Origin of the sequence: Pseudoalteromonas sp. MQS005 (assembly GCF_001661605.1) — a bacterium.
Lineage (GTDB): Bacteria > Pseudomonadota > Gammaproteobacteria > Enterobacterales > Alteromonadaceae > Pseudoalteromonas > Pseudoalteromonas tetraodonis.
The window spans coordinates 25,155-50,778 of record NZ_LYRQ01000033.1; the positions used below are offsets into that span (position 1 = coordinate 25,155).

General features: G+C 40.3%; 24 protein-coding genes. 7 read left to right on the top strand and 17 right to left on the bottom strand.

What is annotated here, in order from left to right; all coding sequences use genetic code 11:
- The 11 genes from A9479_RS12410 to murJ form a co-directional block, all read right to left on the bottom strand.
- Positions 1 to 504: a hypothetical protein gene (locus A9479_RS12410; RefSeq protein WP_064663571.1), complete on the bottom strand. Its 504-nt coding sequence runs from the start codon at positions 502 to 504 to the stop codon at positions 1 to 3.
- Positions 492 to 1,490, bottom strand: a complete 999-nt coding sequence (locus tag A9479_RS12415; protein WP_064663572.1) for a PilW family protein — start codon at positions 1,488 to 1,490, stop codon at positions 492 to 494. The genes A9479_RS12410 and A9479_RS12415 overlap by 13 nt, the downstream gene beginning before the upstream one ends.
- A gap of 1 nt (position 1,491) precedes the next feature.
- The gene (gene pilV / locus A9479_RS12420; protein WP_024602830.1) at positions 1,492 to 2,052 is read right to left on the bottom strand and encodes a type IV pilus modification protein PilV; all 561 of its coding nucleotides are present in this window, start codon (positions 2,050 to 2,052) and stop codon (positions 1,492 to 1,494) included.
- A 114-nt stretch (positions 2,053 to 2,166) separates the two neighbouring features.
- A complete protein-coding gene (locus A9479_RS12425) occupies positions 2,167 to 2,871 on the bottom strand; it encodes a LytTR family DNA-binding domain-containing protein (protein ID WP_024602831.1) in 705 nt (234 codons plus the stop codon).
- Complete coding sequence (locus A9479_RS12430) at positions 2,868 to 3,902, bottom strand: sensor histidine kinase (RefSeq protein ID WP_013464474.1); 1,035 nt, start codon at positions 3,900 to 3,902, stop codon at positions 2,868 to 2,870. The genes A9479_RS12425 and A9479_RS12430 overlap by 4 nt, the downstream gene beginning before the upstream one ends.
- A 30-nt stretch (positions 3,903 to 3,932) precedes the next feature.
- Positions 3,933 to 4,862, bottom strand: coding sequence for a 4-hydroxy-3-methylbut-2-enyl diphosphate reductase (gene ispH, locus A9479_RS12435; protein WP_013464473.1), 930 nt, complete (start codon positions 4,860 to 4,862; stop codon positions 3,933 to 3,935).
- Positions 4,862 to 5,302: an FKBP-type peptidyl-prolyl cis-trans isomerase gene (gene fkpB / locus A9479_RS12440; RefSeq protein ID WP_013464472.1), complete on the bottom strand. Its 441-nt coding sequence runs from the start codon at positions 5,300 to 5,302 to the stop codon at positions 4,862 to 4,864. The genes ispH and fkpB overlap by 1 nt, the downstream gene beginning before the upstream one ends.
- A complete protein-coding gene (lspA, locus tag A9479_RS12445; protein ID WP_013464471.1) occupies positions 5,299 to 5,799 on the bottom strand; it encodes a signal peptidase II in 501 nt (166 codons plus the stop codon). Before lspA ends, fkpB begins: the two co-directional genes overlap by 4 nt.
- A gap of 12 nt (positions 5,800 to 5,811) precedes the next feature.
- Positions 5,812 to 8,640, bottom strand: a complete 2,829-nt coding sequence (gene ileS, locus A9479_RS12450) for an isoleucine--tRNA ligase (protein WP_064663573.1) — start codon at positions 8,638 to 8,640, stop codon at positions 5,812 to 5,814.
- Between the two features lie 29 nt (positions 8,641 to 8,669).
- Positions 8,670 to 9,596, bottom strand: coding sequence for a bifunctional riboflavin kinase/FAD synthetase (gene ribF, locus A9479_RS12455; RefSeq protein ID WP_064663574.1), 927 nt, complete (start codon positions 9,594 to 9,596; stop codon positions 8,670 to 8,672).
- A gap of 74 nt (positions 9,597 to 9,670) precedes the next feature.
- Positions 9,671 to 11,251: a murein biosynthesis integral membrane protein MurJ gene (gene murJ / locus A9479_RS12460; protein ID WP_269453428.1), complete on the bottom strand. Its 1,581-nt coding sequence runs from the start codon at positions 11,249 to 11,251 to the stop codon at positions 9,671 to 9,673.
- A gap of 253 nt (positions 11,252 to 11,504) precedes the next feature.
- Between murJ and rpsT the strand changes: the two genes are divergently transcribed.
- Entirely contained in the window at positions 11,505 to 11,765 is a 261-nt protein-coding gene (gene rpsT, locus A9479_RS12465; protein WP_008114420.1) for a 30S ribosomal protein S20, read from the top strand.
- Positions 11,766 to 11,832: 67 nt separating this feature from the next.
- Here rpsT and A9479_RS12470 read toward each other — a convergent pair whose 3' ends face one another.
- Complete coding sequence (locus tag A9479_RS12470; protein ID WP_008114419.1) at positions 11,833 to 12,216, bottom strand: response regulator; 384 nt, start codon at positions 12,214 to 12,216, stop codon at positions 11,833 to 11,835.
- A 109-nt stretch (positions 12,217 to 12,325) separates the two neighbouring features.
- Here A9479_RS12470 and A9479_RS12475 point away from each other — a divergent pair, with 109 nt between their 5' ends.
- The 3 genes from A9479_RS12475 to smrA all read left to right on the top strand — a co-directional run bounded on the left by A9479_RS12475 (position 12,326) and on the right by smrA (position 14,075).
- Complete coding sequence (locus A9479_RS12475; RefSeq protein WP_028835392.1) at positions 12,326 to 12,745, top strand: hypothetical protein; 420 nt, start codon at positions 12,326 to 12,328, stop codon at positions 12,743 to 12,745.
- A 106-nt stretch (positions 12,746 to 12,851) separates the two neighbouring features.
- Positions 12,852 to 13,097, top strand: coding sequence for a hypothetical protein (locus A9479_RS12480; protein ID WP_013464466.1), 246 nt, complete (start codon positions 12,852 to 12,854; stop codon positions 13,095 to 13,097).
- Positions 13,098 to 13,493: 396 nt separating this feature from the next.
- Positions 13,494 to 14,075: a DNA endonuclease SmrA gene (gene smrA, locus A9479_RS12485; protein WP_064663575.1), complete on the top strand. Its 582-nt coding sequence runs from the start codon at positions 13,494 to 13,496 to the stop codon at positions 14,073 to 14,075.
- A 257-nt stretch (positions 14,076 to 14,332) separates the two neighbouring features.
- On the opposite strand, the gene A9479_RS12490 is transcribed toward smrA, so the two are convergent.
- A complete protein-coding gene (locus tag A9479_RS12490; RefSeq protein ID WP_064663576.1) occupies positions 14,333 to 15,253 on the bottom strand; it encodes a glyoxylate/hydroxypyruvate reductase A in 921 nt (306 codons plus the stop codon).
- A gap of 160 nt (positions 15,254 to 15,413) precedes the next feature.
- Between A9479_RS12490 and A9479_RS12495 the strand changes: the two genes are divergently transcribed.
- A complete protein-coding gene (locus A9479_RS12495) occupies positions 15,414 to 17,144 on the top strand; it encodes a lysophospholipid acyltransferase family protein (protein WP_024602838.1) in 1,731 nt (576 codons plus the stop codon).
- Positions 17,145 to 17,227: 83 nt separating this feature from the next.
- Here the strand turns inward: A9479_RS12495 and dapE are convergent, their stop codons facing one another.
- Both dapE and A9479_RS12505 read right to left on the bottom strand, forming a co-directional pair.
- The gene (dapE, locus tag A9479_RS12500; protein ID WP_064663577.1) at positions 17,228 to 18,433 is read right to left on the bottom strand and encodes a succinyl-diaminopimelate desuccinylase; all 1,206 of its coding nucleotides are present in this window, start codon (positions 18,431 to 18,433) and stop codon (positions 17,228 to 17,230) included.
- Between the two features lie 71 nt (positions 18,434 to 18,504).
- Entirely contained in the window at positions 18,505 to 19,923 is a 1,419-nt protein-coding gene (locus tag A9479_RS12505) for an MATE family efflux transporter (RefSeq protein ID WP_064663578.1), read from the bottom strand.
- Between the two features lie 273 nt (positions 19,924 to 20,196).
- On the opposite strand from A9479_RS12505, the gene A9479_RS12510 reads away from it, so the two are divergent.
- Positions 20,197 to 20,850 (top strand): OmpW family protein, encoded by a 654-nt coding sequence (locus tag A9479_RS12510; RefSeq protein ID WP_013464458.1) that lies wholly within the window; start codon positions 20,197 to 20,199, stop codon positions 20,848 to 20,850.
- Between the two features lie 53 nt (positions 20,851 to 20,903).
- Here the strand turns inward: A9479_RS12510 and A9479_RS12515 are convergent, their stop codons facing one another.
- Both A9479_RS12515 and tyrR read right to left on the bottom strand, forming a co-directional pair.
- On the bottom strand, positions 20,904 to 21,440 hold the full coding sequence (locus A9479_RS12515) for a thioesterase family protein (RefSeq protein WP_016899430.1): 537 nt from the start codon (positions 21,438 to 21,440) through the stop codon (positions 20,904 to 20,906).
- A gap of 112 nt (positions 21,441 to 21,552) precedes the next feature.
- Positions 21,553 to 23,109 (bottom strand): transcriptional regulator TyrR, encoded by a 1,557-nt coding sequence (gene tyrR, locus A9479_RS12520; protein WP_013464456.1) that lies wholly within the window; start codon positions 23,107 to 23,109, stop codon positions 21,553 to 21,555.
- A 742-nt stretch (positions 23,110 to 23,851) separates the two neighbouring features.
- On the opposite strand from tyrR, the gene A9479_RS12525 reads away from it, so the two are divergent.
- Complete coding sequence (locus A9479_RS12525; RefSeq protein WP_013464455.1) at positions 23,852 to 25,351, top strand: peptide MFS transporter; 1,500 nt, start codon at positions 23,852 to 23,854, stop codon at positions 25,349 to 25,351.
- Positions 25,352 to 25,624 lie beyond the last annotated feature (273 nt).

The window sequence follows — 25,624 nt, forward strand, 5'->3', positions numbered from 1 at the left end:
TTAAATCCCCTTGCTTAGGCTAGCCATCTCTTGGGCTACGCCTGTCACAATTGTTAGTTGGTGCTTACTTTTAGAGCCATACTCAATAGTTGTTGAAACTTGTACCATGTTGCATGAGATCCCAGCTGTAAAACTAAAACGACGAGGACATTCTAAATCAAGCACGCCTTTATTTAAGTTAATCATTCTACTTTGCATATCATTATGTTCGGCTATAACCATGCCTTTTTCATTACCAGAGGCCATGGAAGTTACTTCCTCTGGCGTTAAGAAAAATTGATTTGTTGCACCATTGCTCGCTTCATCGGCAATCATGCGCTGCACTTCGCCGATAAGTTCATTTTCGGCAACTTCTCGCTCTTGTGCTGAATTAGTAATTTTAATATCTATACTACTGCTACTCATTAAGGTCACTGCAATACCTGTAACGGCTATGACCATTATTAGTGCAGTGATAAGCACCACACCTTGCTGTTTATTTTTCATCGGGATTAAATACGCCATAAATTTGCTCCCACGTTATTTAAACGGATAGTTGTTGTGAATACAGTACGTCTAAAGTTATCTGAAAAAGTAAGGGTGCGTTTATTAGTATCTTCCCCTAATACATAGGTTTGGTTTTTGAGTGTAATACCTGGATCAGGTTGCAGTGCTCTAATCAATAAAAAAACTTGTACCGTTAAAATACCTTTGCGGTTTTCCCAGTCTGTGGCTGTCATGTTATTAATGCTTTTATAGGTATCCACGCGACTATCGGTGGTGGTATCTAAACCAAACACAAAACGCATATTCTCCACGCCTTCCATTATAGTTTCTGTATTCATAGAACCAGCTACTAAACGTTTTCGCATGAGTGCGGGTACAGTAATACTTTTATTATTGACTGTATAAGTTTGCTCAGCAATATAATAACTATGATGGCTATAAGGCCAAACACTGGCATTAACATTTAAACTATCAGGGTCGATAACACCTCGAACAAAGCGTGCATTTTCTTGCTCAGCAATAAAGTAATTCTCATCACTTTGCGTTTCATTAACACCTGCGGCATCAACTTCTAGTTGGTGACCTTGTAAAAACTTAACCTGTAAAATATCAGTACCCGCTAAAGGGTTATTAACACAATTAAGTTCACTTGAACTTGCCGCTGTTTTTGCATAAAGGGTTTTAAAATTACTGCTGCTGGTTAAATCAGGAAAGCTGCCATTGTTGAGACCTTCAAAGCAATCACCCGTAGGATTTGTTAATGATGATGTATTTATTGCAGTAAACGAATCATCATAAAATGTTCCCCAAAAGCCTACTTGTTCTATATCGCGTTGCATAATATTAATGGCTAATCGACCAGACTCTTGCAGCTCACCTATTGTCATCGTATCGCGGGTCGTCACTTTCATACCAATATAGGTAAACATTACGCCACCCAAAATTAATCCCCCTATAAATAAAGAGATCATCATTTCAATGAGTGTAAAACCGGCTTGCTTCATCTTAGCTCCTAACGTAAATATAGCTAGTAAGTACAACTAAACGGCGCCTTTTATCTGCTACACCACAGCTAATTTTGCCTGTTGCCTCACTCGCCTTAAATTCTTGACGACCCTGCCAAGAAACAATGACCTCAATATTAAACGCCTTACCGCCAGAGCCTGCTACCGACTCTGGATTAATACATACGGTGGCACCATCAAGTGATCCCGTATTTTCGCGGGCACGAATAGCACGCTTCCACTGCTCTATATCTAAACTCGCAATTTGTGCATTACTGCATGAACTTGTAAAACAGGTTGTAGAGGAATTAATACTTGTCTCGCTGGTAAACTCAAGGTCGTATAATGTAGCTAGTTGCGATGTATCGTTAGCCCGAATACGTTGGATAATATCATTACCAAGCGCAACAGCAGCAGCACGTTGCATTGAATCAAAGCTTGCTTGTTTTGCTTTTGCTTGCAGGGCTACAGCCCCCAATAAACCAAAGCTAAGAATAATAAACGCAATCAGGACCTCAATAAGGGTAAAACCTTTTTGCAATTTAAACGTGCTCAAAGACATAGTAAAACCAAATAATAATTATCTGATACTAAGTGTATGCAATAAAAAAATAGATTCAACTAGGACCACGACCAACGGTTAATTATGTTGATAAGCGGTTAATAGGTCGGTGTGCTAAAGTACGCTTTTTACGCTTTTGAGCGCTCGACGACTAACAGCTAAAAAAGGTGAACACCCTTTGAGTTCAATAACATGTTGATGGTTTTTAAGTGTATGGAGTGCCAAAATTTTATTTTTATTCACTAAGGTATTTCGATGAATTCGCAATAAGTGACGAGGATATTGCATTTCAAGTTGCTTTAAACTGTCTTCAATTAGAGCCTCCCCACCATCGAACACAACTTTGGTATACTTTTCCTGTGCATAAAAATAAAAAACATTTTCTATTTTTATACTTCTTACGGTGCCTGCTAATTGATAGGTTATTTTTTCTGTTTGTTGTTGTTGCAGGTGTACTCTGTTTAAACGTCCTAGCTGTTGTAATGCATGTTGCAAACTTTTTTCTGATATAGGTTTTACCAAATATCCGGCTGCATTTAACTGCATCGCATCAAGTGCATGCTCAGGATGAGCAGTTATAAAAATAATCGCCGGAGGTACCGCTAGATCATTGAGTTGATTGGCCACTTCGATGCCATTTAAGCCTGGCATATCAATATCTAAAAACACTAAATCAGGCTGCTGCTTTTTCATTTGTGTTAAAGCGTCATTGCCATTACTAGCCTCTCCTTGCACATGAATGGATGTATGGTTCTCAGCGAGTAAACGCTTCAATCGTGCCCTTGCTAAGGGTTCATCATCTACAATCAATACATTCATAACGTATTCTCTGCTTGTTTTGGGATGACTACTTTGACTCTAAATTGATTATCTTTGTTGGTTATTGTCAGTTGCGCCCGACCTTTATAATAAATACTTAAACGAGAACGAATATTATCAAGAGCCATACCGTTATGCTCTCTAGTATTTTCAGTTTCAGTAGGTACAGGATTAGTTACAATTAAGGTTAAATAATGTGTTGTCACATGCAGTTCAATACTTATAGTAGCACCACTTTGGCTTGGCTCAATGCCATGACATACTGCGTTCTCTACCAAAGGTTGTAATGTTAGATATGGAATATATAGCGCAGGGAGATGTTCTGGTAATAACCACTCAACCTTTAAGCGCTCTGCAAAGCGCCATGATTCAAGCGCAATATACTGTTTAGTTAATGTTATTTCATCACTGAGTAATACACTTTGACCTGAACGCATTGCAGCTTGAGACAGCGCTGCCAGTGCTAAAATTGCATGCTCTGCAGCCTCAACGTCATGATGCGTTAATTCTGCCGCCGTATTCAAGCTATTATATAAAAAGTGGGGTCGGATCCGTGCCTGCAAAGCATCAAGTTCTGCACGAGAAAGTGCTTTGGTTTGCTGCTCTTTTTCAAAATGAATAAGCAAAAATTGTACAAACAGTAAGGTAAGCAAAAATACAATAATGCAATTACGCAGCACAAAAAACGTCAGTTGTTTTTCGTTTTCAATATCAAAAGCAATATGAGAAAACACCAGACTAAATACAGCAGTACTGAGACTATATGAAGCAATAAAAAAACTGATCTGAATAAACTGAGTCTGTTTTGCGAGTAATCGACGACAAAGATATAAAAAAGAGGTACTGACCAGCACAGTTACATGGAGAAACAAACTGATCGCCCCCAAATGCAGCCATATGTCATCGCCAGCATTAGGAGCAAAAGCTAATATAATAGCCACAACCTGTGTTACTACGAGGGATGCAAGCACACCACGCTCATTAAAAAGGGCCGAAAAAAGTAACGCATCTGGTGACAGTTGCTTACCCATTCGACCCTCCTTTTATGATTTATCTCTAAGTTAACGCAGCTCTACTGGTACAGCAAAAACAATGTTTTCTTCTTCACCAGGGTTTTCTGTTACTTGGTTACCACCGAGCTCTTTTAAGCGGGTAATCACTTGCTGCACTAGCACTTCAGGTGCTGAGGCGCCTGCGGTAACCCCCACACTATTGATACCATCAAACCATGACGCTTCAACATTGCTGGCATCGTCAATTAAGTACGCACGCGTGCCCATTTTATCAGCTAGTTCTCGTAAACGATTGGAGTTAGAGCTATTTTTAGCGCCTACAACCAATAGCACATCGACTTTGTCTGCTAAGTCACGTACTGCATCTTGACGGTTTTGAGTTGCATAACAAATATCATCTTTACGCGGACCATCAATAGCAGGAAACTTGCTGCGTAAGGCATCAATCACATCCGCAGTATCATCTACCGATAAGGTTGTTTGGCTGCAATAAAAAAGATTATCTGCGTTCTTAACATCAAGCTTTAACACGTCATCAACGGTTTCAACTAGGTAAATGCCACCTTGTTGATTGTCGTATTGACCCATAGTGCCCTCAACCTCGGGGTGTCCATGGTGACCAATTAAAATGCATTCAATGCCTTTTCTGCTGGCACGGGTAACTTCCATATGCACTTTAGTCACTAACGGGCAGGTTGCATCAAATACTTTAAGCTCACGGCGTTTTGCTTCACTGCGTACAGCCTGTGATACACCATGAGCACTAAATATAACAATACTGTCATCCGGTACCTGATCAAGCTCTTCAACAAACACGGCGCCGCGATTTTTTAAGCCATCAACCACATAACGATTGTGTACCACTTCATGGCGCACATAGATTGGTTTTTCAAAAATATCTAAAGCGCGCTCAACAATGCTAATTGCGCGGTCAACACCGGCGCAAAAGCCTCGTGGATTAGCTAATAATATTTCCATTAACCTTGCACCTCAATAATATCAACTTCAAACGTTAAACGCTGGCCCGCTAATGGGTGATTAAAATCGATAGTAACTGACTCGCCTTGCACTTCACGAACCAAACCCGGAAGCTCGGTGCCATCAGGTTGAGTAAACGCAATAATAGCACCTACTTTAGCCGGCGTTTCTACACCAAACTTACTACGGTCCACATAATAAATATTATCTGGGTTTGGTTGACCAAAGGCATCTTCCGGCTCAAGTTCAAATGTTTTGCTCTCACCGGCCGTTAGGCCAAGTAAACATTTTTCAAAATTAGCGGTTAAGCTGCCATCACCCATAGTGAGCTTAGCCGGCTTGTTATGCACTTTCGTTGAGTCAGCGGCAGAGCCATCTTCTAGTTTAATAGAAAAATGAAAAATAACGTCTGAGTTTTCACCAATTACAGCTTGGCTCATGCTTTGTGCTCCTTTGGATTTTCGCCGGTAAAGGCGTCAAATAGTAATAATGCAGCACCAATACAAATAGCGCAGTCTGCAATATTAAATACGGGAAAATGTGAGTCTTCGTAAAACACATGTAAAAAATCAATAACGTAACCATAAGCAATGCGGTCGTACAAGTTACCAATAGCACCGGCTAAAACTAACGAGTAAGCACCACATAATACTTTATTAGACGCTGGAAGACGTTTTAACCACCACACCAACAAACAACTAATCGCGATTGCTATTGCACTTAAAAACCAACGCTGCCAGCCACCCGCTTCGCTTAAAAAGCTATAGGCTGCACCGTAGTTATGCACATAAGTAATGCTAAAAACAGGCAGTAAATTAATTGACTCACCATACGCCATGGTGTTTACAACCAGTGTTTTACTGGCAAAGTCTATTACAAGCAGTAATAGACTCAACCAAAGCCACACTAAACCACTTTTTTGGGTTAGTTTGCTCACTAAAAACAACTCCTAAGCGAATTGACGCTTTTCACCTTCACCGTCAACGTTACTTACACAACGACCACAAATTTCGGGATGAGCAGGCTCAACACCTACATCTTCACTGTAATGCCAACAACGCTCACACTTTTTAGCATCTGTTGCTGATACGCTAATGTATAAACCATCAATTTCAGTAGTTTGTGAATCTGCAGGTTGACTATCTACCTCGGTAACGTTAACCGCAGAGGTTAACAACACAAAACGTAGCTCATCGCCTAACGCCGCAAGTTTTGCTGCAAGCTCTTTGCTGGCAAACAGGTTTACGGTTGCTTGTAATGTTGCGCCAATCACTTCTTCTTTACGTGCAGCTTCTAACAGACGGTTCACTTCGTCACGCACATTTAAAATAGCTTGCCAGTCTTCATTACTAAACTTGGTCGTTGTTGGTGCTTGTAATCCCTCATACCATGTTGAAGTAAACACGTAGTCACTGCGCTCACCAGGAAGTGCTTCCCAAATTTCTTGCGCTGTAAAGCTCATGATTGGTGCCATCCAACGCGTCATTGCTTCAGCAATATGATAAAGCGCTGTTTGACAAGAACGACGTGCATGGCTGTCGCTTTTTGCCGTGTACTGACGGTCTTTTATAACGTCTAAGTAGAACGAACCAAGCTCACCGGTACAGAAGTTCATTAGCTTTTGCGTTACTAATAGCATTTGGTAGCTATCGTAAGCCGCTAAAATATCATCTTGCAACTGTGCTGCGCGCCCTACAATCCACTTATCAAGTTCAACCATATCATCAACAGCAACTTGATCCGTTTTTGGATCAAAACCACTTAGGTTAGCAAGTAAGTAACGGCTGGTGTTACGAATACGACGGTAACGATCTGCCGAACGTTTGAATATTTCATCGGATACAGTCATTTCTGCCGTGTAATCAGTTGATGCTACCCATAAACGTAAAATATCAGCGCCCAGTTTATTCATCACATTTTGTGGCGAAATAACATTGCCTAATGACTTAGACATTTTGCGGCCGTTTTCATCAACCGTAAAGCCATGCGTAAGCACTTGCTTGTATGGTGCATGGCCATTAATTGCCACTGAGGTCATCATTGATGACATAAACCAACCACGGTGTTGATCAGAACCTTCAAGGTATAAATCTGCAGGACCAACTAAATCTTCACGCGCATCAACAACACAGGCATGAGTCACACCTGAGTCAAACCACACATCTAGCGTGTCTTGTACTTTCATGTACTGTTTAGCGTCTTCTTCACCTAGCAAAGTAGCAGGCTCTAGGTCATACCATGCTTGAATACCTGATTTTTCCACAAGTACTGCAGCTTGTTCAATCAGCTCTTGAGTATTTGGGTGTAATGCACCCGTGTCTTTATCAACAAACAATGCAATAGGTACACCCCACGTACGTTGACGCGAAATACACCAATCAGGGCGGCCTTCAACCATGTTGGCAATACGGCTTTCGCCCCATTCAGGTAACCATTGAGTATTTTTAATTTCAGCCAGTGAATCTTTGCGTAAGTTAGCCTGATCCATGCTAACAAACCATTGTGGTGTGGCACGGAAGATAATAGGCGTTTTATGGCGCCAACAATGTGGGTAGCTGTGAGTTAATGCATGATGATGCATTAAAGCATTATTTTCTTTTAATACCTCAATTACACTCGCATTGGCTTTAAACACATGTTGACCGGCAAATAATTCAGTGTCAGGTAAGTACACTCCGTTTGCGCCAACTGGGTTAGCCACTTCAAGATTATACTCAAGGCCTGCCACGAAATCTTCTTGACCATGACCAGGTGCAGTATGTACAACACCCGTACCAGAATCTGTGGTTACGTGTTCAGCTACAATAACCGGTACGTTAAAGTCGTAAAATGGGTGTGCAACGTTTAAGTTTTCAAGTGCTGCACCTTTAACATAGCCAAGGATATGGAAGTGGTTAAAGCCAAAACGATCCATCGCATCTTTAACAAGCTCAGAACCTAAAATCAGACGCTGCTGAGCACCTTCATCGTCTACTTGTACTAGCGCGTATTCTAAATCAGCATGCACAGCAACCGCACGGTTAGCTGGCAAAGTCCACGGTGTCGTAGTCCAAATAACAGTCCCTACACTGCCAGTGCCTTGATGGCCATCAGCCAAGTTAAACGCATTTACTACTGCGTCTTGATCAGCAAAAGTAAAACGTACATCGATAGCTGGCGATTGTTTATCTTGGTATTCAACTTCTGCTTCTGCTAATGCAGAGCCACAATCTGTACACCAATGCACAGGTTTTGCGCCTTTATGTAGATGGCCATTTTTTATAATGCGACCTAGTACACGAATTGCATTGGCTTCAAAGTCAAAGTTCATGGTTAAGTAAGGCTTATCCCAATCACCAAAAACGCCTAAACGTTTAAAGTCTACTTTTTGGCCTTCCACTTGCTTTTTAGCATAGGCACGACATTTTTCGCGAAATTCTGCAGCAGTTACCTTAACACCGGGTTTACCGACTTTTTTCTCAACCATTAACTCGATCGGTAAACCATGGCAGTCCCAACCCGGTACGTATGGCGCATCGAAGTCTGATAAGGTTTTAGACTTAACAATAATATCTTTTAATATTTTATTTACTGAATGGCCTAAATGGATATCGCCGTTTGCATACGGAGGGCCGTCATGCAAAATGAAAGTTTTTTTACCTTTCTTTGCGCTGCGAATTTGACCATACAGGTCGTCTTCATACCATGCTTTAAGCATTTTTGGTTCACGTTGTGCCAAATTGCCACGCATTGGAAACATTGTTTCCGGTAAATTCAAAGTATGTTTGTAGTCGCTCATTAATCCTACTTTCCGTTTCTATCGGCTACCTAATTTAAACCAAAACACTGCTTAGCGGCGGCAACATCGGTTGCTATTTGTGCCGTCAGTTGTGTTAATGTCTCGAATTTTTTCTCATTGCGGAGTTTTTCAATTAACTCCACATGCATAAATTGTCCATAAATATCTTGTGCAAAATCAAAAAGGTGAACTTCTAATAAAGCACGAGTTCCATTAAACGTGGGTTTGTTTCCAATGTTAGCCACCCCAAAAACGTGTTTTCCTGCGATCATTACTTGAACCGCAAATACGCCATTAACCGGACAAACTTGACGCTTTAGGGCAATATTTGCCGTTCTAAAACCTAGTTCTCGGCCTTTTTTCCAGCCGTGAATAACCCGCCCAGATATCGCATAATTATGCCCAAGCATGACTTTTGCACTAACCAAGTCACCCTCAGCAAGCGCTTCTCGTATCAAAGTACTGCTTACTCTAGCATTTAATTGCCTAAAGCTGGCAGTGCTTTTAACACTCATTCCCGCTTGGGTGCCCATAGTTGCCAATAGACTAAAGTTACCTTGGCGCTGTTTACCAAACCTAAAATCATCACCAACCGTTAATGCTTTAACGCCCAGCTTTTTAATTAAAATATCGCTCACAAACTGCTCTGCATGCATATTTGCAAACGCTTGATTAAAGCTAATACAAATAACGCGCTCAATCCCCAAGTTACTCAATAGACGAAGTTTATCACGCAGTCGAGTAAGCCTAGCCGGGGCATTGTTTTTTGCAAAAAACTCTTGTGGCTGAGGCTCAAATAACATTACAGTGCTGGGTAAATTATTTTCTTTGGCATCCGCTAACAGCCCTTTTAATACGGCAGCATGACCCAAATGAACACCATCAAAATTACCAATGGTTAGCACACAACCAAAGTGTTGTGGGCGTATATTGTGTATACCTCTAATTAACTCCATGCCACCTAATGCCTTTTTCAGCGAGCGATAAAATGCGACCTTGGGCCGCAGAGTGTCCGATTATAATCTTTTTTTTAATTTGATTCAGTAATTGCTACACTTTTTATCGTATTTAGTCTAACGCCCATCAAAAACAACATAAAAAAGTAACTAACAACCGCAATAATTAATAACACAACCAACAACATAACTTGTTCACTAAAGTGCCAGCTAGGCCAATCATAGTGTCTACTGGTAAACCACACTAGTGCGCCCATCGTCACACTCGCCAGCAAACACTTCAAAGTGAAGTAGCCACTCATGCTGGAGAACTGGTAAACATTCTCTTTTTTAAGCTGTCGGTACAGTAAGTAGGCATTACAACTAGCCGACATAGAGGTTGCCAGGGCTAAGCCTAAATAGCCAATAAAGGGCGCCAGCATAATATTAAACACCATGTTAAGCACCAAAGTGACAATACCAATGCGCACCGGTGTTTTCGTATCTTGGCGAGAATAAAACCCAGGCGCCAACACTTTAATTAACATAAAGCTGACTAATCCCACCGAGTAGGCAACCACCCCTGAGCTCACAGCCTTAACGTGATCAATACCAGCCTCTTTAAACGCGCCGTGATCAAACAGCACAGTAATAATCAGCGGGCTTATAATCATCAACCCTATCATGGCCGGGAGCCCTAAAAAAATCACAAATCGCACTCCCCAATCTAGGGTATGTTGAAAGTCGCTACTTTTTTTACTGCTGTGTAATTTTGATAGCGCAGGTAAAATAACCGTCGCAATACCAATACCAAATAAACCAAGTGGGAATTCAATCAGTCTATCTGAGTAATACAGCCAAGCGATAGAGCCTGTCATCAATAATGAAGCTATTACCGTATCGAGTAATAAGTTAATTTGACTAATTGATACACCAAATAACGCTGGGAGCATTAATTTACGCACTTTTTTAACATTTTCGTCTTGCCAACCCCATCGCGGGCGGGCCAACATTTTTGCTTTATATAAAAACGGCAGTTGAAATAATAGCTGTACCACGCCCCCTAAAAATACGCCTATTGCTAATGCATATGCACCAACAGAAAATTGGTCATGCAATAAAATGGCACAACCAATAATAGAAACATTAAGTAATACAGGAGTAAATGCGGCAACTGCAAAACGGTTGTACACATTCATTACAGCGCCACTAAGCGCCACTAAGCTTACAAAAAATAAATAAGGAAAGGTCAGCTTTAACAGTGAACTAGCAAGCTCAAACTTTTCTGCGTCAGGGCCACCTTGCCACCAATCAATAAACCAACCAGTACCAAATAAAGCGGCGATAACGGGGGATGCCACAACACCAAAAAGCGTAACGAGTAGTAAAATTGTGCCGAGTGTACCTGCCGCCTGCGCAACAAATATTCTGACTTTATCATCGCCTTGTTGTTCTTTGATTTCACTTAATACAGGTACAAACGCCTGTGCAAAAGCCCCTTCAGCAAATAAACGGCGTAAAAAATTAGGAATACGGTTTGCAAATAAAAACACATCGGCAGCAGCCCCTGCCCCCAACAAGTTAGCAACAACAGCATCACGCACTAGCCCTAAAATACGCGAGATCATTGTCATTGCACTTACAATCATCCCGGAACGAAACAAACCTTTTGACACTATAAATCCATATTAAAAATCAGCAATTAAGTTAATTATGCCATAGTCTTTTTTATAAATCGCTTTAAAGCACTAGGCTCGAACCCCTTGCTTTGTTACAATAGCGCCATTAACTGCTAAAGCGGCAAATTGATGTTCGTTATAAGGAGCAGTTTTTCTTGGATTGTTAAAATTAAATTGACATTCATGATAAAAACAGGCATATTCCACGGCCTTTAATTTAAGCTTTATTTAAGATTGTTAGGAGCAAACCTTGGCTAACATCAAGTCTGCAAAAAAACGCGCTATCACAAGCGAAAAAAACCGTCAGCACAACGCAAGCCGTCGTTCAATGATGCGTACTTACTTCAAAAAAGTAATCGTAGCTATTGAAGCTGGCGATAAAGAAGCTGCACAGCAAGCTTTTTCTGTTGCTACACCTATCCTAGACCGTTACGCAACTAAGGGTCTAATCCACAAAAACAAAGCTGCTCGTCATAAGAGCCGTTTAGCTGCTAAAATTAAAGCGCTATAATTTGTTTTTGCAAGATTAAAAAAACCGGCTTTTGCCGGTTTTTTTTTGCCCAAAATAAATACGCTTTTTAAACGTTATCGAGCTCTGGATAAAACTTTTTCAGCATCGCCGCAATTTTCTTCGGAGAAAATGGCTTAACCACAAATCCTTTTGCCCCTCTATCTATTGCATCCTTCACATTTTCAACGCCTGAATGCGCCGACACCATCACCACGTTTGTCTCTGGTGATAACTCATTTATCTGCGCAATAAGCTCTTTACCATCGCCGTCAGGTAGCTCTATATCTAAAAATATAATGTTAAAGTTTGCTGCACGGCATTCACTTATGCACTGCGCGGCCGTAGACGCTTCTTTTACATTCTCTATCCCTAAATGCATCAATGTTTGACTTAGAAAGCTACGCACCGTGCTAACATCATCAACTATTAAAATAGATAGCTGCGTATTCATATATAATCCTTATAGGCTAAAAGCCGTGTCTGCGAAATTGGTGATTTGCTTAAAATACAAATATTTACTTTATTATAGAGAGCTAAGCCAAAAAGGCCAGATTTGCTTTATGTCGAAAAATACAAAAAAGAGTCGTCGCAAAAAAAATAAAGCGGCCTATGTTAAACCAATACCTAGTAACAAGCCTGCAAACCTTGGCTCACAATCAAACCCGCGCGCAGTAAGTGTAAAACGTGGCGCCAAACTAACCGCATTTTTTATTTTCACGATATTATTACTTATATTTGTTTTAGCGCCAAAGCCTAGTTTACTCACCTATAAAAAATCAGCCATGGTTAGCAAAAGTATTTATTGGCCAGGGCTATTTGCCAATAAACCAAAGCTACTGGATTCAACGCTGCACCCTAGACTAGATAAGCATCGCAGAACACTATACCTCTGTGTAGATCTTCAGCAACCACAAAGCTGCCAAAAATATCATGTTATTGCTGAAGAGGGATTATTTTCGGTATTAATGACCTACCTTTAGCATTAAAAAAACTAATCTGAAAATTTAAAATTACTTGGTTGAAAGCTGTGCAAAAGATCAACATAATGGCGCTCCTTTTTTCAACAACTGAACTATTGAAACGACCATGCTAAACGAGCTAGATTGGCTTTTAAATACATTACTACTTGCACTAGGTTTAGGTGCATTCTTTATCAACCAACTGACACTGCTTCGCGTTGCTGCGATTAGTGCGTGTGGTTTGTTATTCCTATCATTTAGCTTAGATCTTATGTCGTCGAGTATTATTTCAAATATGAGTTTAGTGTTGATCAACACATTTTACTTGTTCAAAGTTTATACGTTTGGGCAATTTAGCGTATCTCAGCATTAATTACTTCCCCTTAGAATATTTTATAGCCCAGTTTTTCTGGGCTTTTTTTTGCTGCAGCTTTAAAGATCTTGGGTCTTAGTTTGAACTAAGTTAAAATTTATCTCGTAATAGGGTCTGTTGACCTTTCAAGGTTAAATTTGCAGCAGTCTGTTTGGTATTTAGGCAAGGCAGAGCCTATGTGGTGTGGTTATTCCCCATAGATAGGTGATAACGCAGCATCAATGCCAAACAGGCGCTGCCCTTTGGGTTCTACCTAGGGGCGATTTACTCTTTGTTGCTCGGTTTTTACTTAGCCCACTAGGTTACAAACCTCGCGCCGCGATTAAACCGCCCCTAGCTTGAACAAATTTTAATCCGCAAAGGTCAACAGACCCTTGCCTAATTTGAGATAAGCCCATGCCATTGTCAGATTTCGATTTATTCTTATCTTCTATAGAAGATGTTACCCCCATAACGCATGACACTGTGACCTTACCACCTAAAAACCATAAAGCGGTCATCGCCCAGCAAGAAAAAAATAAAGCAGCACAATCAGATTTAGTCTCTGAACAGTTCAATCCGTTGGATGAACCACTTGAATTACTCGATCCACTTGCCATATTAAGCTTTAAAAAAGAGGGCGTACAAAGCGCGGTTTTTAAAAATGTAAGATTAGCGAAATATCAGCTTGATGCGACGCTTGATTTACATGGGCAACTTTTAAAAAATGCACACGCATCATTATTAGCCTTTGTTCAAGACTGCCATCAGCGAAATATAAGAATGGTACTCGTTCGCCATGGCATAGGTATTAAAAATAAAACCAAGCCAGGGATATTAAAAAGTTACGTAAATCAGTGGTTACAAACAATTCCATGCGTTTTAGCGTTTCATACTGCACTTAGGCAGCATGGAGGAAGTGGTGCGACGTATGTTTTATTGAAGAAAAGTGATGATAAAAAGCATCAAAACAGAGAAATACACAGCAAGCGTAGCTAAATCTTGCTGTGAAAATAAGGGTCAGATCAGCAGCGCTGCCGCATTGGCTTGATTAAACCAGGCAGATATTCCTAATATAATGATAGATACAACCACGATGCTAATTTTTGCGCCCCCTTGATTGGGTTTCATAATTCATCCTATTTTTTTATTATTGTTAGAACTGTTTTTAACAATAATAAAAATTACAAATGTTAACAAGCTGTTTCTGTTAAAAATTAAACAAATTTTAATCCTTGAAGGCCAACAACTGCCAATTAATAACCTTGCTGCTTATCAATGCAATTTATTAATGGCTGTTTCGCTTTTAAACGCAAAATGTTTTCTGCTATTTGTTCAATAACACTATCCAGATCTGACAACGCAGCACAGTGCGGTGTTAAAGTAATACCTGGATGCAACCAATAAGGGTGTTCGCTTGGCAGTGGTTCACTGGCAAACACATCAAGCGTTGCTGCGCGTATACGTGTATTGTTAAGTGCATCAAGTAAATCAGCTTCTACTATATGCCCACCTCTGGCCACATTAATCACCACAGCATGTTCAGGCAGTTGCTCAAGTAACTGTTTATTAATAATGCCTTGGGTACTGCTGGTAAGCGGTAATAAACATACTAAATAATCGGTTTGCGCAAGCATCTGTGTTAAGCCGTCATCACCATGATAGAGTGTCGCAATGTTTGATGTTTTAGGGCTTCGGCTCCAAGCATTTACGTTAAAACCGTTATTAACCAGCCTATGTGCACATGCTTGACCTAGTTCGCCAAACCCTAAAATGCTTACTTGATTATGTTTATGCGCTCTTTTAGGTTTCCATATACTTTGCTGTTGCTTTATTGCATATTCTTTTAATCGCAATTTTTGTGCTAATACATGGGTAAGTACGTATTCAGCCATATCGTTGGCTAACTGTTTATCAACAATACGCACGACCTCTACATCCGCAGGTAATAAACTTAAATCAATGCTATCAACGCCTGCGCCAAATGATGACACAGCCTTTAGGTTTGGTAACGTGGGCCACAGTGATACAGGCGCATTCCACGCTAAAACGAACTCTACACTCTCTAAATTTTGGCAATCATTAAGTTCTTCAATTCGAATACTAGGCAATCGTGATTTCATTTTTGCTATTAATTTTGTGTTGTCTCGGCCTGTTATAGCCACCAAAACTGACATGATGATTCCTTAAAAAGTAACCCTAAATAATAGTACTGGTATGGTTCAATTCAATAGTATGTAAACGGTTTTAAAAAGTCACACAACTGACCGCGTATTGTCATATCCGCACTCTAAGCTAAACATATTGGCTTTAGCCTAGTATAAAAAAGAGGTGCGTATGATCAGTGTAGATAAAGTAATTGCGACTAACTTACCGCAGTTAACTAACTCATTTAAAATAAAAAAACTGGTAAAAAAGAGCCTTAGCTACTTATTACATGAACAAGAGTTTACAAACTTTGCAACAACTTATCCCCATCTTCAAGGAATAGAATTTGTCGAGCAAGTACTTGATGAACTTGATTTTGACACTCGCTATAAAGCTAAGCAAATAGAAAATATTCCCAGTGAAGGGAAAATTGTCATTATTGCTAATCATCCAATTGGATCCTTAGATGCGCTTGCATTAATTAATGTGTTATCGACGGTGCGTGCCGATTTAAAAGTCGTGGCTAACCGAATGCTAATGACCGTTGATGCAATGCATTCATTATTACTACCCGTTGATAATTTGTCGGGGCAAAGTAAAAAACAAGAGCTTAGTAATATCCACCAGCATTTAAAAAATGAAGGAGCATTACTTATTTTCCCTGCGGGTGAAGTTTCTCGACTTCGACCAACAGGGATCAAAGACTGTAAATGGAACAGCGGGTTTTTACGTATCGCTAAAAAAGCCAATAGCCCAATTTTACCCATACATATAAAAGCCAGAAACAGCCCGCTTTTTTACGGTGCCTCTATGCTATATAAACCGCTTGCCAGTTTATTACTAGTCAAAGAAATGTTTAAACAGCGCCAAAAATCGCTCGAATTTGAAATAGGCGCCTCCATTGCTCCTGAATCTTATTTAATACCCGATTTAAAAGACAAGGAAGTGGTCGAGCTTATACGAAAACAGCTGTACCGTTTAACCACTAAAAAAACACTGCCACTAAAAACTCATGCCCCTATTGCCTCACCAGAGTGTAAAAAAGAATTAAAAAAAGCCATCGAAAGCTGTGAACATTTAGGTAAAACCAGTGATGGCATGGTTATTTATTTATACCAATACCAAGGCAGCTCACCGTTATTTCGTGAACTTGGCCGCTTACGGGAAATTGCCTTTCGTGCAGTAGGTGAAGGCAGTGGCAATCGCCGTGATATAGACAAATACGACATGCATTATCAACACTTAGTCTTATGGGATGCACAATCACTCGAACTAGTTGGCGCTTACAGATTAGCCTGCGCGCAGGATGTGATTGAACAGCACTCTCAACGTGGGCTTTATACCGATAGCTTATTTAATTATACCCAAGAGATGACGCCATACTTCAAGCAAGGCATAGAATTAGGCCGTAGTTTTGTACAACCCAAATACTGGGGAAGAAAAAGCCTCGACTATTTATGGTATGGCATTGGTGCCTTTATTAACCGCTACCCTCAGTATCGTTACTTATTTGGTGCCGTGAGTGTGTCAAACGCACTGCCAGAGCAAGCAAAATCCTTACTGGTACATTATTATCAGCACTATTATGGCTCTGAAAAGTCACTCGCAACGCCTAACAATGCTTTTCGTCATACCCGTGAGCAGCAGATTCAATGCACTAATTTGTTTATGGGTAACAACATCAAAGAAGACTTTGTAGAACTTAAACACATACTGGCTAATATGGGCACCCATGTACCCACACTATTTAAACAATACACCGAGCTATGTGAGCCAAATGGGGTAACGTTTTTAAGTTTTAGTATTGATCCGCAATTTAATAATTGTATTGATGGATTGGTATTGGTCGACCTTGAGAAAGTAAAACCGAGTAAAGCAAAACGCTATTTGGGAGCGCAAGACACCGCCTCAATAAACTGAGTTTTGCCGTTAAAATATTAACTTAAGCGCCTAAGCTTGGGCGCTTAAACTTAAATACTTAAACTTAGGCAATTTCATATTTATCAAATCCCCTGATTATTAGACTGGCTAAATATATGTACTAATAGTTGGGTGTATATTTTCTCTATTTGTAACAAGTCGCTAATGGGCACATGTTCATTAACTTGATGAATGGTCTGGTTTAAAACCCCGCACTCTATCACTTGCGTGTTTTTACTTGCAAAAAACCGCCCATCTGAAGTCCCGCCGCTGGTACTAAGTACTGGATAGCTTCCGGTCACGTTAAATATTGCCTGCTCTAGCTGGGCGAGTAAGCAGCGCTCTGCCCTATGGCTTGTATAATAAGGTTCACATGGACGCTCCCATTGCACCGTTAAATATTCGTTTAAATCATTCAGTGCAGTAAGTACCAGCTGTTTCACATCTGTACTTTTATACCCATGGCTGTAGCGAATATTAAACGTAATATCACATTGAGCAGGCACTAAATTATCAAGCACGTTATCAATATTAATACCGGTAACTTGCAAGCTTGTTTTTGAGCTTGGCTCATCTAAAAGCCAATCAATTTGGGTTAATCTATTCATTACTTCAGCGCTGATATGCGCAGCATTGATGGTATTTTCAGGATAGGCCACGTGTCCTGCTTTTCCTTGAATGGTTAAACGCGCTGACAGCGCGCCACGTCGGCCATTTTTTATGGTGTCGCCCACTTGCAAGTGACTTGTTGGCTCACCAACAATACAGCCATCAAGCACAACACCTTGTTGTGCTAGGCGTTTCGCAATCAACACTGAGCCATGCTCTGCTTCACCTTCTTCATCAGAGGTGATCAACCAATACAAGGAGCCCTGCTTTTGCTGCGCACTATGTATTAGCGACTGCGTTGCACTGAGCATGGCTGCAATGCCCCCTTTCATATCAGCTGCACCACGCCCATAAATCGCATCATTAATTATTTTTCCGTCAAACGGATCAGCTAACCAGCCACCTTGCGCAGCAGGGACCACATCAATATGACCAGAAAATGCCACCACAGGACCTGCTCCAAAAGATATTTTAGCAATTAAATTAGTGACATTATGGGCACTAAACTGCTCAATGCTAAAACCTAAATCAGTTAGCTGATGTGCCAGCCACTCAATACCACCTGCCGAATTAGGCGTAATTGACTTAAATCGGATCAGCGTTTGTAAGTGACTGAGCGTTTTTAACTGTGGAATAGTTAAGTACGGCGCGGGTACTTTTTTGTTGATAGCTTTTGTCATAATAAACACACCTCGTTTTAGCAGTGTATTTATTACAACGACTTTTTATGACCGCATTATGAAAATACAGGCTAACGTGTGCCCTCTTCTATTAATGTTTCTCGTGTCACCTGCACAATGTGTTTATCTTCTTTGGTTAATCTGGTTTTTTTCCATGCGCCACGCATAAACCAAGCGAACGCTATCAGTGCGATGGTTATGTTCGTAATTGCAAACGAATACCATATTCCCTGATCGCCAAGCAAAGTGTGATTAGAAAGAATATAAGCGGCAGGAAACTGCACCACGCATTGTGATAATAACGCGATAACCATGGCATTAAGCATATTCCCAGAGGCACGAAAAGCAGCAACAATACAAAGCTGTACACCAATTCCCCCCCAGCTTAAACACATCACTTGAACAAACTGCGCGCCTTTATTTATTACACTGTTATCTTCGGGAATAAAAAATGCCACCAGCGTATCAGCATACAAGTAAGCAATGCCCCCAACAAAAGAAAGGCCTATTAATCCCCACATACTGGCAAGCTTCGTTATTTGCTCAGCCCGTTTAATATTTCCGGCGCCCATATTTTGCCCCACCAAGGTTGATACCGCCATTGATAAACCCATGGCAGGGATCATCACCATTTGCAAAATATTAGAGCCCACGCCATAAGCCGCAATAGTAACGGTTCCAAAGCTTGCCACTAAAAATGACATGATGATCAAGCCAAAAGCACGTGTTGATAATTCAATAGAGCCAGGCGCTCCTAAGAAAAAAGCCCGTTTCATATATTGCCAATCGGGATAGAAACTTTTTAGCTGTAATTGAATCCCATGGCGACCGCGTAAAAATATAATAATGCCCGCAAGCGCCGCTAAACTTTGTGTAACTAAAGTCGCTAGCGCAGCGCCCATAACGCCAAGCCCTTCAAAACGGCCATAACCAAAAATAAATAGCGGATCGAGAATAAAATTAAGTAACACGGTGGTGCTAACTATGATTAAAGGTACTTTAGTTTGCCCAATGCCCCGCATTAGTGATTGAAACATAGCGTAAATAAACACAAAAATAACGCCAATAAAGGACACATGCATAAACTTAAGCGCATCACTGTAAACCGCCTGCTCAACGCCTAGCAGTTTTAAAAAGTATGGGGAAAGTACATAACCAAGTAGCCCTAACACTAAGGCGGTAAATGCAACCATTAACACCGTTTGCGCTGCAACATGGTTCACTTTATCTTGCTGACCTGCGCCCATGTATTGCGCCGATAAAATAGCACCGGCCATTGCAAGCCCAGAGCCTATAGCAATGACTAAAAAAGTGATCGGGGTACTAATAGACACTGCAGCGACTTGGGTTGCTCCTAATCGCCCAACCCAAAATGCATCCGTAAGCTGATAAGCCGACTGCAATATATTAATGAGGATAATAGGAATACCTAATTTCAACAGCGCTTTAGCAATGGAGCCTTGAAGAAATAGTTGACCAGAGGGATTCATGAGGTCGCTTACTTTTATTAAACCGTGAACATAGCCTTAGTTTAACAAAACTAGCTGATTATATTATGAATACTTCGTTTGCGGCTTGTATTTAAGTGATCAGTCAATAATTTTTAAGCACTAATTAAGTAAAAGTTTAATCTAAATCAATAAATAGAGGCTCTTTACTCATCCGCTTTTGAAACTTTGATCTAGAACAGGTTTTTATTTTTAACCTCGAGCAATAATAGCCTCAATCAACAAATAGTCACACAGTAGTTCACGGAGAACAACATGAAAACTAAACTAAGCATTGCAATACTTACTTCTTTACTGGCTCTTTCTCCTGCAGCACACGCTAACTTTAGTGTTAATGTTGGCGCAATTAATGTTAATCCAGATAACGATGGTTCAAAAATTAACGAAGCACCCACTCTAGGCTTAAAAGGCGACTCAGATACTCAGTTAGGTATTACTGTAGATTACGCATTTAACGACCAATGGGTATTAGAGCTTATTGCAGCAACGCCGTTTTCTCATGATGTAGAAGGTACTGGTGGTTTAGCTGGTAATAAAATTGCTGATATTAAACATTTACCACCATCACTGGTTGCACAGTACCACTTTTTAGATAGCAGCTATGCACTTCGTCCGTTTGTAGGTGTGGGAATTAACTATACGACCTTCTTTGACGAACAGCCTTCTGCAGCACTTAAAGCAACGTTAGGAACTAACGATGTAGAAGTAAAACTAGATGATTCATTTGGTTTTGTTGCTCAAGTAGGTGCTAACTACAAGATTGATGAAAAATGGGGCCTACACGCTATGGTATCTATCATGGATATTGATACTGATGCGACTGTTTATGCTAATGGCGCAAAAGCATTAACATCAACCGTGTCACTTGACCCTGTTGTTGCCATGTTTGGTCTTAAATACTCGTTTTAATAACGTTTATGTGTGTGTTAAAAAGGCCGTTAGGCCTTTTTTTTTGCCTGTGTTTAGCGAGGTAAGTTATTTACTTTTTTTTGCTCAAGCATTTCTTTCCAGTGAATTATTTCAGCCGGTAAAATGGGTGCAACCCCGTCAAAGCCTGCAACCTCGAGCATATGCTCAACACTGACCACCCCTTTCTTACTTTTAAACACGCCGCGCACATAAGCAATGGCATGTAAGCCACGCTCTGAATGAAACTTTTGTTCAATGTAAAAGTATTTATGATCCCAGCCAACCAAACGCGTACTAATGGTAAAACGTTGCATTGGCTTAATATCGCGGATGTAGGTAATGGCTGTCGCATTAACAATAGGGAACCAACGACGTTTCATTATTTGCTTAAGCAAACCAACCCGTTCAGTCATCCAGGTACGCGACAAGTCCATCATCGCTAAATAGCGCGAATTGGTTAAATGCAAATTAATATCGCAGTCACTTGGTAATGCTTTGTAGTCTATATCAACCGTATCTAACAACGATTGATAGTCACGATTACGTTTAATTTTAAAAAATAACAGCAGCAGTCTAAAATATAAGTTCACAGTAGAGGTCTTACCAGTTGAGTTTTTATCAGTGTATCATAGCGATTGACTCCTTTGGTTGTTTTTAAACCAAGGAATCAATCACTAAATGAGGATGTTTGGGTATCTATTTTTAAACTTTAACCGTTTTGCGGTTAATGCCGTAATCACGCAATTTATTAGCCACAGCAGTATGACTTAGTCCCAAGCGTTTAGCTAACTGACGAGAGCTAGGATAGGCAGGATAAAGCTTACGCAGTAAGGTGGCTTCAAAACGCTTAACCGCTTGATCAAGCGAGCCCTCAAAATCAGACTCTAAATAGCCTAAATCATGGGTAAACGTAGGTAACTGTAAATGTTCAACGCGCAGTTCACTGTCTTCTAACAACGATACCGCACGGTAAATCGCGTTTTCTAATTGGCGTACATTGCCAGGCCATGGGTAATCTTGTAAAAACGTTAAACATTCTTCAGATAACTCGGGGACTGTATGGCCATTTTGCTGCGCATATTTTTGAATAAAGTGTTCAGCAAGTGGCCCAACATCCGCTTTACGATCTCTAAGCGGCGCAATTTCCAGTGTTAATACATTAATTCGGTAGTATAAATCTTCTCTAAATACGCCCTCTTGAACCATTGCTGGTAAATCTTTTTGCGTGGCAGCAATAATACGCACGTTCACTTTAACTTCGTTTTCGTCGCCAACTTTTCTAAATGTACCGTCTTGTAAAAAACGTAGCAATTTAGTTTGTAGCTGCGTCGACATTTCACCTACTTCATCTAAAAATACCGTTCCACCATCCGCTTGTTCGAGTACACCACGTTTAGGCGCTGCGTTTTCTTCATACCCGGCATAACCGAATAGTTCGGACTCAGCAACATCATCTGGTAACGAGGCACACGATAAAGCAATAAATGGTTTTACTGAGCGGTTAGATGCATAGTGACAAGCTCGTGCTAGCAACTCTTTACCCGTCCCCGTTTCACCCGTAATAAGAATGGGAGCTTCAAGTTGCGCCATTTTTCGCGCTTCGCGAACCACACGGCGCATCGCCGTGCTAAAGTTATGAATAGTCGCGAAGCTTTCTTGGCCATAACGCCTAAAAGCACTCACTTGCTGACCTAAACGGCTTTGCGATTTTATATTAATTACCGCACCCGCTAATACATCGCCTTCGCTGCCTTGAGGGACCGCAATAGGCAGAATATCAGCAATAAAATCTTCACCAGCTACTTCAACACGCGTGGTTTGCCCCAGTACTTCTTTGCCCTCTAACCAACGGGTAAAGTTAAAGCCTTTGAGCAAATTATTAATATTAGCACCGGTGACTTCTTTTTCTGTGAGTTGTAAATCTTTGCAGGCTGCGTCGTTACACAGGCGTACCCACCCTTTAGCATCAATAGATATAACGCCATCAGGAAGTGCTCTTAATAAGGTGTTAAGTTCATTATGCTCACGTTCAGACGGTAAAAACGCGGTTGTGCGTACATCATGTACACCATCGATTAAGCGAATAGACGGCATGATTTTTTGAAATTGTTCAAATTCAATCTCAGGAAAACTCACATACATACGACAATTTACTGAGTCGACTTCAATCCCTTTTAAGTCAACATTGTAGCTAACTAAAATATTAAGAATCTCTTGAGCAATACCAACTCGGTCTGCACAGTGAATATCTAAACGCATACACCCTCAGGTAAGGAAAAACTAGTTGGCGTGAATAATACGCTAACTCTGTTTACGAGCATAGTTTATTGTAAAGAAATTTGGACGAAAAAATGTTTTTTTACTAACTAGAGGGCTTTTTCAAGCACTTAACGCATTCAAGCTTGGCTGTTCACTAAAAGTCGGGGTTATTGCAACTCAATTTAGTCTAGCTGGCCTTGTATAAATTATATGCTGCAATGAGCGAATCATTACTGTCCATACGCCAATATTCGCTCATGTTTAATCTAAGTGGTGATTATTAAATTAAAGTAGTAAAGGTTAACTATTATTAAAAATTTAGTAGCTGTAACTACCCGTAAAACAAAGCTTTTATTTATTTTTCAAGCTGTATTTAAACAGTGTTAAAGATAACGTTGGTATGACAATGTTACCTATGATGTTAAAGATATTTTTTGATAAGTTTAGGTGTTTACTGCAGCAAATAGGGGTTCACACACTGGTATTTAACAATTACATAACCGATGTATGATAGCGCGCTCAACGCTTCCCCTCGCACAAAGGTCTATGTATACTTAGGCGCAATTGTAACTAGGATAAGGGTGTGACGCTTACCTAAACGTATAGCTGCGTTTAGCAAACCATTACCTTAGCTGCATAAAAACACTGATGATCGAGCATTTATTATACTTTTTATGAGTAAAAATTTAGCTAAATAAAAAACCACAAGGTCATCAAAACAATAATGAATTAGGAAGTAAATATGAGTTCAAATTCTGACAGTGGCTGGTTTGGTCACCCTAAAGGACTTTCAACCCTGTTTTTCACAGAAATGTGGGAACGAATGAGTTACTACGGTATGCGAGCGATGCTCGTATTATTTATGACAGCAAGTTTACAACAAGAAGGCCTAGGATTTACCGTTGCTTCTGCTGCTGCAATTTATGGCTTATACACAGGTTCAGTATACTTTTTAGGTTTACCTGGTGGTTGGTTAGCAGATAGATTGTTTGGTGGCCAAAAAGCAGTATGGTATGGCGGTATTATTATCATGTGTGGCCATATTATTTTAGCCGTGCCACATGAATATTCATTTTTCATTGGTTTGATCTTTGTTGCAACTGGTACTGGTTTACTTAAACCTAATATCAGTGCCATGGTTGGTCAGCTTTATACTGACGAAGATGAGCGCCGTGATGGTGGTTTCGCTATTTACTACATGGGTATTAACTTAGGTTCTTTAATTGGTTACTACGTGTGTGGTTACTTTATGGAAAACGTAGGTTGGCACTGGGCATTTGGTGCCGCGGCTGTTGGTATGGGTATTGGTTTAATTCAATACAAGCGCACACTTAAAAACTTACCAGATCACAGCGCCTTACCTGCTAACCCATTAAGTCCTAAAGGTACTTCGCGCGCATGGGGGGGTATTGCAGCATTTGTTATCGCGACCGCCGGTGTTACCGCTGCTGCGATGACAGGTGCTATTGTCATTAACCCATCGATTGTTGCAGGGTACACCGCAGTTATATTTACTGTTATCTTTTTCGTTTACTTTGGCCTTATATACTTCAAAGGCAAACTAACCGATGCTGAAAAACAAAGAATGTGGGCGCTATTTTTAGTCTGTGTCGCTTCAGCCTGTTTTTGGTCTGGCTTTGAACAAGCCGGTTCTTCATTAAATCTGTTTGCTCGTGACTATACAGACCGTCTGGTTGGCACATTTGAAATTCCAACGACCTGGTTCCAATCTCTAAATTCATTGTTCATTATTGCGCTATCACCATTCTTTGCCGCTTTTTGGATTAATTTATCTAAAAAAATGGTCTCGCCTACTTACAGCGTAAAATGTGCGTTGGGCCTCGTTATTATGGCTTCAGGCTTTTTAGTAATGTTTATGGCAGCACACTATGCCGCTGAAGGCTTAAAAGTAGCACCTTATTGGCTTGTTACTACGTATTTCTTACACACAGTGGGTGAGCTTTGTTTAAGCCCAGTTGCATTGAGCGCTGTAAGTAAGTTATCGCCTCGCCGCTTTACTGGTCAAATGATGGGGGTATTCGTACTTACATATTCTATCGGTAACGTTATTTCAGGATTACTTGCTGGTAACTTTGATCCTAACAATGTTGAAGAAATCCCGAACCTTTACCTACAAATTGCCTTATTTAGTATCGGTGTAGGTATCATCTTAGTACTGATGAGTTTTAAAGCTAAAATATGGGAAAAACAAGGTTTAGAACAAACCGCACCAACACAATAATTTAGATTTATCACACGCATAATTATGAGCTTTGATAAATGATATCAAATACCTCCTGTAGTTAACTGCAGGGGGTATTTTTATGGCCGCTTGATTAAACCCCACAATTTTTACATTCAGCCGTTTATTATTTATACCTCATCACTGTGCATAAACGAGTTTATAGCAGCAAACCATCAATACTCTTTGATTTTATATATATCGCAGCTAACCAAACTCATTAAAAGTGTAAATAATAAAATACAAAAACCGCACTTTTTTAAGCGCAAAAAA

Coding starts and splice junctions, on each gene's coding strand:
- A9479_RS12425 (WP_024602831.1), bottom strand. CDS start 2,871: ATGAATGTATTGATTGTAGATGATGAACCCTTAGCAAGGGCACGATTG.
- A9479_RS12490 (WP_064663576.1), bottom strand. CDS start 15,253: ATGTCAGTTTTGGTGGCTATAACAGGCCGAGACAACACAAAATTAATA.
- pilV (WP_024602830.1), bottom strand. CDS start 2,052: ATGTCTTTGAGCACGTTTAAATTGCAAAAAGGTTTTACCCTTATTGAG.
- A9479_RS12430 (WP_013464474.1), bottom strand. CDS start 3,902: ATGGGTAAGCAACTGTCACCAGATGCGTTACTTTTTTCGGCCCTTTTT.
- A9479_RS12410 (WP_064663571.1), bottom strand. CDS start 504: ATGGCGTATTTAATCCCGATGAAAAATAAACAGCAAGGTGTGGTGCTT.
- A9479_RS12475 (WP_028835392.1), top strand. CDS start 12,326: ATGTCGAAAAATACAAAAAAGAGTCGTCGCAAAAAAAATAAAGCGGCC.
- smrA (WP_064663575.1), top strand. CDS start 13,494: ATGCCATTGTCAGATTTCGATTTATTCTTATCTTCTATAGAAGATGTT.
- tyrR (WP_013464456.1), bottom strand. CDS start 23,109: ATGCGTTTAGATATTCACTGTGCAGACCGAGTTGGTATTGCTCAAGAG.
- A9479_RS12480 (WP_013464466.1), top strand. CDS start 12,852: ATGCTAAACGAGCTAGATTGGCTTTTAAATACATTACTACTTGCACTA.
- A9479_RS12510 (WP_013464458.1), top strand. CDS start 20,197: ATGAAAACTAAACTAAGCATTGCAATACTTACTTCTTTACTGGCTCTT.
- ribF (WP_064663574.1), bottom strand. CDS start 9,596: ATGGAGTTAATTAGAGGTATACACAATATACGCCCACAACACTTTGGT.
- A9479_RS12470 (WP_008114419.1), bottom strand. CDS start 12,216: ATGAATACGCAGCTATCTATTTTAATAGTTGATGATGTTAGCACGGTG.
- ispH (WP_013464473.1), bottom strand. CDS start 4,862: ATGGAAATATTATTAGCTAATCCACGAGGCTTTTGCGCCGGTGTTGAC.
- A9479_RS12495 (WP_024602838.1), top strand. CDS start 15,414: ATGATCAGTGTAGATAAAGTAATTGCGACTAACTTACCGCAGTTAACT.
- ileS (WP_064663573.1), bottom strand. CDS start 8,640: ATGAGCGACTACAAACATACTTTGAATTTACCGGAAACAATGTTTCCA.
- A9479_RS12525 (WP_013464455.1), top strand. CDS start 23,852: ATGAGTTCAAATTCTGACAGTGGCTGGTTTGGTCACCCTAAAGGACTT.
- dapE (WP_064663577.1), bottom strand. CDS start 18,433: ATGACAAAAGCTATCAACAAAAAAGTACCCGCGCCGTACTTAACTATT.
- A9479_RS12415 (WP_064663572.1), bottom strand. CDS start 1,490: ATGAAGCAAGCCGGTTTTACACTCATTGAAATGATGATCTCTTTATTT.
- fkpB (WP_013464472.1), bottom strand. CDS start 5,302: ATGAGCCAAGCTGTAATTGGTGAAAACTCAGACGTTATTTTTCATTTT.
- A9479_RS12505 (WP_064663578.1), bottom strand. CDS start 19,923: ATGAATCCCTCTGGTCAACTATTTCTTCAAGGCTCCATTGCTAAAGCG.